Annotated in this window: 8 protein-coding genes; 6 read left to right on the forward strand and 2 right to left on the reverse strand. The window is 65.6% G+C overall.

Annotation, left to right across the window (positions count from 1 at the left end; translation table 11 throughout):
* The coding region (locus D769_RS16580) for an aldehyde dehydrogenase (NADP(+)) (protein WP_008647130.1) at window positions 1–1,225 on the forward strand (1,225 nt) is incomplete at its 5' end.
* A 104-nt stretch (window positions 1,226–1,329) separates the two neighbouring features.
* On the opposite strand, the gene alaS is transcribed toward D769_RS16580, so the two are convergent.
* Window positions 1,330–3,954: an alanine--tRNA ligase gene (alaS, locus tag D769_RS16585; protein ID WP_008647132.1), complete on the reverse strand. Its 2,625-nt coding sequence runs from the start codon at window positions 3,952–3,954 to the stop codon at window positions 1,330–1,332.
* A gap of 249 nt (window positions 3,955–4,203) precedes the next feature.
* Between alaS and D769_RS16590 the strand changes: the two genes are divergently transcribed.
* The 3 genes from D769_RS16590 (at window position 4,204) to D769_RS16600 (ending at window position 7,086) form a co-directional block, all read left to right on the forward strand.
* Window positions 4,204–5,424, forward strand: a complete 1,221-nt coding sequence (locus tag D769_RS16590; RefSeq protein WP_008647133.1) for a CaiB/BaiF CoA-transferase family protein — start codon at window positions 4,204–4,206, stop codon at window positions 5,422–5,424.
* Window positions 5,425–5,525: 101 nt separating this feature from the next.
* Window positions 5,526–5,981 (forward strand): DUF2214 family protein, encoded by a 456-nt coding sequence (locus D769_RS16595; RefSeq protein ID WP_008647134.1) that lies wholly within the window; start codon window positions 5,526–5,528, stop codon window positions 5,979–5,981.
* A gap of 97 nt (window positions 5,982–6,078) precedes the next feature.
* Complete coding sequence (locus tag D769_RS16600) at window positions 6,079–7,086, forward strand: tripartite tricarboxylate transporter substrate binding protein (protein ID WP_040011087.1); 1,008 nt, start codon at window positions 6,079–6,081, stop codon at window positions 7,084–7,086.
* On the opposite strand, the gene D769_RS16605 is transcribed toward D769_RS16600, so the two are convergent.
* Window positions 7,058–8,875: a potassium/proton antiporter gene (locus D769_RS16605; RefSeq protein WP_008647136.1), complete on the reverse strand. Its 1,818-nt coding sequence runs from the start codon at window positions 8,873–8,875 to the stop codon at window positions 7,058–7,060. The two genes, D769_RS16600 and D769_RS16605, sit on opposite strands and share 29 nt — an antisense overlap.
* A 373-nt stretch (window positions 8,876–9,248) precedes the next feature.
* Between D769_RS16605 and D769_RS16610 the strand changes: the two genes are divergently transcribed.
* A complete protein-coding gene (locus tag D769_RS16610) occupies window positions 9,249–9,710 on the forward strand; it encodes a tripartite tricarboxylate transporter TctB family protein (RefSeq protein WP_008647137.1) in 462 nt (153 codons plus the stop codon).
* A gap of 13 nt (window positions 9,711–9,723) precedes the next feature.
* Window positions 9,724–10,145, forward strand: a 422-nt coding sequence (locus D769_RS16615) for a tripartite tricarboxylate transporter permease (RefSeq protein ID WP_008647139.1), incomplete at its 3' end; no start/stop codon positions are given.

Consider the following 10,145-nt stretch of genomic DNA (forward strand, 5'->3'; position numbering starts at 1 on the left):
CGACGGCCGCTGGCAGGATGCCACGCTCGACAGCGCCCTGCCCGAGCGCGCCCCGCCGCGCCCCGACCTGCGGATGCAGAAGATCGCGGTCGGTCCCGTGGCCGTGTTCGGCGCCAGCAACTTCCCGCTGGCTTTCTCGGTGGCTGGCGGCGACACCGCGTCTGCTCTGGCCGCCGGTTGCCCAGTGGTTGCCAAGGCCCACCCCGCTCACCCCGGCACGTCCGAACTGGTTGGCCGCGCCATCCAGAAGGCCGTGGCCGACAGCGGTCTGCCTGAAGGCGTGTTCTCGCTCGTGATGGGTGTAGGTAATGCGATCGGCACGTCGCTGGTTGCCCACCCTGCCATCCAGGCGGTCGGGTTCACCGGATCGCGCACCGGTGGGCTGGCCTTGGTGAACGTGGCCAACACGCGCCCGCAGCCGATCCCGGTCTATGCCGAGATGAGCAGCATCAACCCCGTATACCTGCTGCCCGAAGCCTTGGCCGCGCGCGGCGAACAGATTGCCCGCGACCTGATCGACTCGCTGGTGCTCGGCGTCGGCCAGTTCTGCACAAACCCCGGCCTGCTGCTGGCCATCGAAGGTCCGGCCCTTGAGGCATTCCGCGCGACTGCCCTCGCCGCGCTGACCGGCAAACCCGCCGCCACCATGCTGACGCCGGGCATCCATCAGGCGTTCGAACGTGGCGTCACGCAACTCTCCGATATCGCCGGGCTCTCGCGTGCGGCCTGCGGACTGGATGCGACGGGCCCGAACCAGGCGCGCCCGGTATTCTTCGAGACCTCGGCGGAGCAGTTCATTGCCGACCACCGCATGCACGTCGAAGTCTTCGGCCCGTCCACGGTACTGGTCACCTGCAAGGATGCCGAGGCGCTGCTCGCCGTGACGCGCATCCTGGAAGGCCAGCTCACCGCCACGGTGCAGGCGGATGCCGGCGACCACGCACTGGCGGCCCGCCTGCTCCCCGCGCTGGAGCGCAAGGTCGGTCGTGTGCTGTTCAATGGTTTTCCGACCGGCGTGGAAGTGTCGTTCGCGATGGTCCACGGTGGCCCGTTCCCGGCGACGTCGGACACGCGCACAACCTCGGTGGGCGCTAGCGCGATCGACCGGTTCCTGCGTCCGGTGTGCTACCAGAACGTGCCGGCGGACCTGCTGCCGCAAGCCGTGCAGGACGGCAACCCGCTAAACCTGTGGCGACTGAAGGATGGCGAACTCGGCCGCGCCTGATCTGGCGACTTCGCAATTAAAAAACGGCTGCTCAGGCAGCCGTTTTTTATTTCTCGAGAAAGGCCTTCCGTTACGGGGGCCTTTCTCGTTGATGCCGACGGGGATCAGACCTTCGCCGACACCCACTCCGTCACGCCAGCCAGCGCCTTCGGCAGATTTGCCGGATCGGTGCCGCCTGCCTGGGCCATGTCCGGACGGCCACCGCCCTTGCCGCCCACTTGCTGGGCAACGAAGTTGACCAGTTCGCCGGCCTTGACCTTCGACGTGGCATCGGCGGTCACACCCGCGATCAGGCTCACCTTGCCGTCAGCCACAGCCGCCAGCACGATGGCCGCGCTCTGCAGCTTGTCCTTGAGCTTGTCCATCGTTTCGCGCAGCGTCTTCACATCGGCGCCGTCGAGCTGGGCAGCCAGCACCTTCAGGCCCTTGACGTCCACGGCCTGCGCCGCAAGCTCATCGCCTTGCGACGAAGCCAGCTTGCTCTTGAGCTTTTCCAGTTCCTTCTCGAGCGCGCGAACCTGGTCCTGCACCTGGCCGATGCGCGGCACCAGTTCCGACGGCTGCGCGCGCAGCGCGGCGGCGGCTTCGTTGAGACGTGCGTCGAGCGATTGCAGGTAGTGCAGCGCGTTGTCGCCGGTGATCGCCTCCACGCGGCGGATGCCAGCGGCCACGCCAGCTTCCACGACGATCTTGAACAGGCCGATATCGCCGGTGCGGGTCACGTGCGTGCCGCCGCACAGTTCCTTCGACGTACCGATTGACAGCACACGCACATCGTCAGCGTACTTCTCGCCGAACAGTGCCATCGCGCCGCTCTTGACCGCGTCGTCGAACGGCATGACCTGTGCCACGGTCGGCGCATTGCTCAGGATCTCGGCATTGACGATCTCTTCGATCTGGCGGATCTGCGCATCGGTCAGCGGCGCGTTGTGCGAGAAGTCGAAGCGGGTCTTGTCCGGATCGACCAGCGAGCCCTTCTGCTGCACGTGGGTGCCCAGCACTTCGCGCAGCGCCTTGTGCATCAGGTGGGTGGCCGAGTGGTTGCGCACGGTGCGCGCGCGACGGACCGCGTCGACCTGTGCCGCCACGGTATCGCCCACCTTGAGCGCGCCATTGGCCAGCGTGCCCTGATGACCGAACACGTCGGACTGGATCTTGGTGGTATCCGCCACGGCGAACACGGCCGGGCCCGACACCAGCGTGCCCTGATCGCCCACCTGACCGCCCGACTCGGCGTAGAACGGCGTGTTGTCCAGCACAACCACACCGCTCTGGCCCGGCTGCATCGTGTCGACCGATGCGCCATCAACGTACAACGCGGTCACGCGCACGCCTTCCATCGAAAGCGAGTCGTAGCCGTGGAACACGGTCTTCTCGCCCGAGTATTCGAGGCCTGCGGCCATCTTGAACTTGCCGGCCGCACGGGCCTGTTCGCGCTGGCGGGTCATCGCGGCGTCGAACGCCGCTTCGTCCACCGTGATCTCCTGCTCGCGCGCCACGTCCTGCGTCAGGTCGAGCGGGAAGCCGAACGTATCGTGCAGCTTGAACGCCAGTTCACCGTCGAGCACCTTGCCGCCCTTGGCCTTCAGGTCCGCCACGGCGGCGTCGAGGATCGACATGCCGTTTTCGATGGTTTCGAAGAAGCGTTCTTCCTCGGCCTTCAGCACTTCCACCACGCGCGACTGGGCTTCGGCCAGTTCCGGATAGGCTTCGCCCATCTGCGCGACGAGGTCGCCCACGAGCTTGTGGAAGAACGGCGTCTTCTGACCGAGCTTGTATCCATGACGAATCGCGCGACGCACGATACGGCGCAGCACATAGCCACGGCCTTCGTTGCCCGGAATCACACCGTCGACGATCAGGAACGAGCAGGCGCGGATGTGGTCGGCGATGACCTTCAGCGAATTCTGGTTCAGGTCCGCGATATGCGTTTCACGGCCAGCGCCCTTGATCAGTGCCTGGAACAGATCGATCTCATAGTTGCTATGCACGTGCTGCAGCACGGCGGCAATACGCTCCAGGCCCATGCCGGTGTCCACGCACGGCTTGGGCAGCGGCGTCATGGTGCCCTGCTCGTCGCGGTTGAACTGCATGAACACCAGGTTCCAGATCTCGATGTAGCGGTCGCCGTCTTCTTCCGGCGATCCCGGGGGGCCGCCCCACACGTCCGGGCCGTGGTCATAGAAGATTTCCGAGCACGGGCCGCACGGGCCGGTATCGGCCATCTGCCAGAAGTTGTCCGACGCGTAGCGCGCGCCCTTGTTGTCGCCGATGCGCACGATGCGGTCGGCCGGCACGCCCACTTCCTTGGCCCAGATGTCGTAAGCCTCGTCGTCCTCGGCGTAGACCGTGACCCAGAGCTTATCGGCGGGGAGCTGGTAGACCTTGGTCAGCAGTTCCCACGCGTACTGGATGGCCTCGCGCTTGAAGTAGTCGCCGAACGAGAAATTGCCCAGCATTTCGAAGAACGTGTGGTGACGTGCCGTGTAACCCACATTCTCGAGGTCATTGTGCTTGCCGCCGGCGCGCACCGAGCGCTGCGACGACGTGGCGCGCACGTAGGGACGCTTGTCAGTGCCGAGGAACACGTCCTTGAACTGCACCATGCCCGAATTGGTAAACAGCAGCGTCGGGTCGTTCGCCGGCACCAGGCTGGACGAGCGGACCACCGTGTGGCCCTTCGACTCGAAGAACTGAAGGAACTTGCTGCGAATGTCGGAGACTTTCATGTTGTGCGGGCGCAGCCGGCGTCGAGGCACGGCGCAGTCAGTCAGGTTGGATTTGCAAACCGTTGATTATACGGGGAAGGCCCGTCCCGGGGCAGTGGTGGGCAGGTGTCCGTCGGCAAGCACCCTGGCAGGCAGGCGGCTGTCCGATTATCGCCCAACGATCTTCCCTCGGGATTCCGCGCAGGGACATCGCCCGACTGCCCCGGTGATAGAGTGCTGGCTCTTTCGAACCTGCCTGCCGCCATCGCCATGGGAGCTTTAAGCCATCTCCGCGTCCTCGACCTGACCCGCGTGCTCGCGGGCCCGTGGTGCGCCCAGAATCTTGCCGATTTCGGCGCCGACGTGATCAAGATCGAGCGCCCGGGCGCCGGTGACGACACCCGCATCTGGGGCCCACCCTGGCTCAAGACCCCCGAGGGCGAAGACACGGCCGAGGCCGCCTACTACCTGGCAGCGAACCGCAACAAGCGTTCGGTGACGTGCGACATCAGCACGCCGGAGGGGCAGCAACTCGTACGCGACCTGGCCGCGCAGAGCGATGTGGTGCTCGAAAACTACAAGGTCGGACAACTCAAGAAGTATGGCCTCGATTATGAATCGCTCAAAGCGATCAAGCCGGACCTGATCTACTGCTCGGTCACCGGCTTCGGCCAGACCGGCCCCTACGCCCAGCGCCCGGGCTACGATTTCATCATCCAGGGCATGGGTGGCTTCATGAGCATCACGGGCGAGCGCGACGACCTGCCCGGCGGCGGCCCGCAGAAAGCCGGCGTGGCGATCTCTGACCTCATGACGGGACAGTACGCCACCATCGCCGTGCTGGCCGCGCTGGCCCACCGCGACCGTACCGGCGAAGGCCAGTACATCGACATGGCGCTGCTGGACGTGCAGGTGTCGATGCTGGCAAACATGAACACCAATTACCTGGCCAGCGGCGTCCCGCCGAAGCGCTGGGGCAACGCGCACCCGAACATCGTCCCTTACCAGACGTTCCAGGCCGCCGATGGATGGCTCATCGTCGCGGTGGGCAACGACGGCCAGTTCCGCAAGTTCGTCACCGCCGGCGGCCGCCCCGAGCTGGCCGACGACCCGCGCTTCGCCACCAATCCGCAGCGCGTGGCGCACCGCGACGTGCTGGTACCGATCCTGGCCGAGATGGTGGCGCCGCGCACGCGTGAACAGTGGATTCTGGACCTGGAGCGCGCCAGCGTGCCGTGCGGACCGATCAACACGCTCGACGAGGTCTTCGAGAACGAGCAGGTGGTCGCGCGTGGCCTGCGCGTGGACCTGCCCCACCCCTCGGCCGGCACGGTCAAGCTGGTAGGCAGCCCGATGAAGATGAGCGCCACGCCGACCGAGGCGCTGCGCCATCCGCCGTTGCTCGGGGAGCACACGGATGTGGTGCTTGGCGAGACACTCGGCTACAGTGCCGAACACATCGCCGCCCTGCGCAACAAGGGCGTGGTCTGACCTGCCGCGCCCACGCTTTTCGCCATTGACTTGACCGCACCCGCTCCGGCGGGTGCGCGCAGCCGGTGATCATGACGTTTCCCCAACCCTGAGGAGAATGCATGCTGACCGACGCCTTGCTCGCGTTCCTGCACTTCACGGCGATTTTCGTCCTTGTCACGCTAATGGCCGCCGAGGCCGTCGTGCTGCGCCCGGACATGTCGCCTTCCGCCGTGCGCCGCCTGTCCCAATACGACTTCTTCTATTTCCTGTCGGCGATGGCAGTGCTGGCCACCGGGCTGTTGCGCCTGTTCTATGGCGCTAAGGGTGTGGACTTCTATCTGCACAACCCGTGGTTCCACGCCAAGATCACCGTGTTCGTGCTGATCGCGCTGGCCACGCTGCCACCGACGTTTGCCTTTGCGCGGTGGCGCAAGCAGTCGCTGAAGCTGCCCGAGTTCGTGCCGACTCCGGCCGAAATCAAGAAGGTGCGCCGCTGGGTCATGATCGAAGCCCATGCGTTCATCCTGCTACCGCTTTGCGCGGTGATGATGGCGCGCGGCATCGGCATCCACTGAGACCTCGATGGGCCGCGCCCTGCCGCGGCCTCTGGCCAGTCGCACCCGCGCTGGTCATCCGCTTTCCTCCTGCTTTCCTCCGTTTATCCACTGACTTATGTTGAAGACCCTGCTCTCCGCCGCGATGGGCGCCGCAATGGCAGCCACGCTGGCCTTTGCCGCACCGGCCAGCGCCGCCAGCAACTGGCCCACCAAGCCGATCCGCTTCGTCGTGCCCTACCCGGCCGGCGGCCCGCTCGACACCGTAGCGCGCGCCATCGGCGAAAAGCTGCGCGATAGCCTCGGTCAGCCCGTGGTGGTGGAGAACCGGCCCGGCGCGGGCGGAAATCTTGGCGCGGACTTCGTGGCCAAGCAGCCCGCCGACGGCTACACGATCGTGATGGGCGCAGTGGCCACCCATGCGATCAACCCGACGCTGTTCGCCAAGATGCCGTATGACCCGGTCAAGGATTTCACGCCGATCACGCTCGTGGCCGACGTGCCGAACGTACTCGTGATGCACCCTGGCAAGGCCGCCGAACTGCACATCAATAACGTGCGCGATCTGGTCGAATACGCACGCAAGCATCCGGGCAAGCTCGACTACGCGTCGGGTGGCAACGGCAGCGCCGGACACCTGTCGGGCGAGCTGTTCAAGAGCATGGCGCACGTCAGCATGGTTCATATCCCGTACAACGGCGCGGCGCCCGCGCAAATGTCGGTGCTGTCGGGCCAAACCGACCTGATCTTCGACAACCTCGCGTCGGCGTCGGCCAACATCAAGGCGGGCAAGCTCAAGGCGTTCGCGGTCACAACGGCCAGCCGCGCGGCTGCATTCCCGGAACTGCCGACGATTGCCGAAGCCGGCAAGGGACTGGGCCTGGAGAACTTCGATATCTCCACGTGGTTCGGCGTGCTCGCACCGGCCGGCACCCCGCGCGACATCGTCGATCGGCTCAATCGCGACATCGTGGCGATCCTGAAGACCGACGACATGAAGGCGAAGCTGGCACGCATCGGCGCGCAGCCGGCGCCGACCACGCCTGACCAGTTCGCCACCCTGATCCAGCGCGAACTGAGGAAGTACAGCCAGATCGTCAAGGTTTCCGGCGCGAAGGTCGACTGACCTGGTCCAGCCCCGGCCGTGCCCGGTGACGCCGGCGCCAGCGATGGTTAGTGCCATCGCCAGCGCCCGCCGCCACCGGGCGCGGCAGCAGCAATCCCACCTGCACGATGCGGGGCCCGTCCATGCGGGTCACCGTCAGCCGCAAGCCGGCGATCTCCAACGCATCCCCCTCTACCGGCGGCGACCGGAACACCGCCAGCATCGCCTGTTCGAGCGTGCTCAACTGCTCGTGCGGCAGCAGCGCCCGGGTGCCATACAGCGCGGCGACATCCGCCAGACTCGCCTGTCCCGCAAGCAGGAAATCGTAGGTCACCTGGTCCCAGGCAGGCGGCGGTCCTGACGTCAGGAACAGTCGAGAAAGCACCGGCAGAACACCGCCTGGTGCCAGCACCGAGACGATATCGCCAGCACGCAGGATGGCGCGGTCGAGCGGCACCAGCGCCCCGTCACGCGCCACGGTCATCAGGCGGCTGCGCATTGGCAATTCGAGTTGGTCTGCGCGCAAGCTGTCTACCGGCGAATTTGCCGCCACCTCGAACTGCATCAACTCCAGTGCTGGCGCCTGGGTGCCGCGCATCCGCTCACGCGATAGCGGTTCGTTGTAGAGCGGTCGCAGCACGCGCGCCAGCCGTGCGGCCAGGGCGACCGTGGTGCCCTGGCACAGCAGGCTGGCCAGCACCACCGCGAACGCCACGCGAAACAGTAACCCCGAATCCTTCATGCCCTGCAGCATCGGGAATAGCGACAGCACGATCGGCACCGCGCCGCGCAACCCCATCCACGCCACGAAACCCTTCTCGCGCGCGTTGAACCTGAACGGCAGCAACGAGATCCAGACGGATACGGGCCGCGCCACACACATCAGAAACAACGCCACGGCCGCGGCGGGCAGCGCGATGTCCCAGATCCGGTGCGGAGACACCAGCAGGCCAAGCAGCAGGAACATCGCCGACTGCGCCAGCCAGGCCATGCCGTCCATTGCGCGCATCGTGTCGCCGCTGACCGCGTGTTCCCGGTTGCCGACGATCATCCCGGTCAGGTAGACCGCCAGGAAGCCACTGCCGCCGGCAGTCTGCACGATCGCCCAGACCATACAGCCCCCCGAACAGACCAGAATGGCCTGCAGGCCCTCGGCCACGTTGACGCGCTCCATCACATTGGCCAGACAGTAGCCCAGCGCCGCGCCGAGCACCCCACCCACCCCGAACTGCACCACCAGCCGCGTCACCAGCGCACCTGGCGACAGCCCCTGCGGCGCGGTGATCCACTCGATCAACGTCAGGGTCAGGAAGATTGCCATAGGATCGTTGATGCCCGACTCGATCTCGAGCACGCTGGCCACGCGCTCTGTGAGCCGCACGCCGCTACCGTTGAGCAGGGAGAAGACAGCGGCGGCATCGGTCGAGCCAACGATGGCGCCGAGCAACAGCCCGAGCTTCCAGTCGATCCCGAGCAACCAGGAAGCAAACGCGCCGACCAGCACCGCCGTGATGACCACCCCCAGCGTGGCCAGCGACAAGGACGGCCGCAGCGCCACGCGGAAGGTGGCAAGGCGCGTGCGCAACCCCCCATCGAGCAGGATCACGGCCAGCGCGATATTGCCCACCAGGAAGCTGAGCCAGGTGTTGGAGAAGCGGATGCCGCCGGGGCCATCGACCCCGGCCGCCATGCCCACGCCCAGGAAGACCAGCAGGAACGGGACACCGAAGCGCGACGAGAAAACCCCGAGCAGGATGCCCGCCGTCATCACGACGGCGCCGAGCAGAATGGCGTGATCGATGCTTTCCATCCCGTGGCTCCCCGTACCGTCTTAGCGCCGATATACCGACCGGTTCTGTCGATGATAGTGCACGCCGAGGCCGACTCAACGCCCTGCTGCCAGACGTCCAATCTCCCGTTCGCCTCGTGATTTCCCTTGCATCGTCAACGACTTACGTCCGCCTTTCGAACAGCTTTCGGACGTATGCCTAGGGACATACCCTGAGGATGCACCCAAATGCAGACATATGAAAGGTAGCTGAAAGGATGCACTTTTAACTTCCACCCTGCCCGCGACGGGGAGTGTCGCCGGGCCGTGGGTGACGTGCACCCGCGACCCAGTTGACAGGCCGGATTCCGGCACGTCGCGTCAAGTTCAAGCAAGTCAATCGAGGAGAATCATTTTGCGCATACGCAGCCAAAAGGACTTTGCCTCCGGCCTGATGTTCATTCTGGTCGGTCTGGGCTTTTCCTTCGTCGCCCGTGGCTATTCCATGGGAACAGCCGCCAAGATGGGACCGGGGTACTTCCCGTTCTGGCTCGGCATCGTGCTCGCCCTGCTGGGCGCGCTGGTACTGTGGGGTTCGCTGTCGTCCAAGGCGGCGCAAGACAGCCTGGAACGCTGGGACATCAAGATCCTGCTGTGGATCCTGGGTGCGGTCGTGCTGTTCGGCCTGCTGCTCAAGCCGCTCGGCATGGTGCTGTCGGTCGTGGTGCTGGTGCTGGTTTCCTCGATGGCCAGCCATGAATTCAGCTGGAAGGGTGCCGTTCTGAACGCGATCATCCTCGTGCTGATCAGCATGGGTGCCTTCGTGTACGGCATCAACCTGCAGATGCCGGTGTGGCCGGCTTTCCTGGCAAGCTAAGGAGACGGGCCTCATGGAACTGTTAGACAACCTCGGACTGGGCTTTGCAACCGCCCTGTCACTGCAAAACCTCGCCTACGCATTCCTGGGCTGCGTGCTCGGGACGCTGATTGGTGTGCTGCCGGGCCTCGGGCCTCTGGCAACCATCGCCATGCTGCTGCCGGTGACGTACACGCTGCCGCCGGTGGCCGCGCTGATCATGCTGGCCGGTATCTACTACGGCGCACAGTACGGTGGGTCGACTACCGCCATTCTGGTGAACCTGCCCGGTGAATCATCATCAGTGGTGACCACGATCGACGGCTATCAGATGGCGCGTCGTGGCCGTGCCGGTGTGGCACTGGCTACCGCCGGTCTTGGCTCGTTCTTCGCTGGCTGCGTGGCTACCCTGATCCTGGCCGCGTTTGCCGCGCCGCTGTCGGAACTGGCGTTCAA

Origin of the sequence: Cupriavidus sp. HMR-1 (genome assembly GCF_000319775.1) — a bacterium.
In the GTDB taxonomy this organism is placed as follows: Bacteria; Pseudomonadota; Gammaproteobacteria; order Burkholderiales; family Burkholderiaceae; genus Cupriavidus; species Cupriavidus metallidurans.

Coding starts and splice junctions, on each gene's coding strand:
- D769_RS16590 (WP_008647133.1), top strand. CDS start 4,204: ATGGGAGCTTTAAGCCATCTCCGCGTCCTCGACCTGACCCGCGTGCTC.
- D769_RS16600 (WP_040011087.1), top strand. CDS start 6,079: ATGTTGAAGACCCTGCTCTCCGCCGCGATGGGCGCCGCAATGGCAGCC.
- D769_RS16595 (WP_008647134.1), top strand. CDS start 5,526: ATGCTGACCGACGCCTTGCTCGCGTTCCTGCACTTCACGGCGATTTTC.
- alaS (WP_008647132.1), bottom strand. CDS start 3,954: ATGAAAGTCTCCGACATTCGCAGCAAGTTCCTTCAGTTCTTCGAGTCG.
- D769_RS16605 (WP_008647136.1), bottom strand. CDS start 8,875: ATGGAAAGCATCGATCACGCCATTCTGCTCGGCGCCGTCGTGATGACG.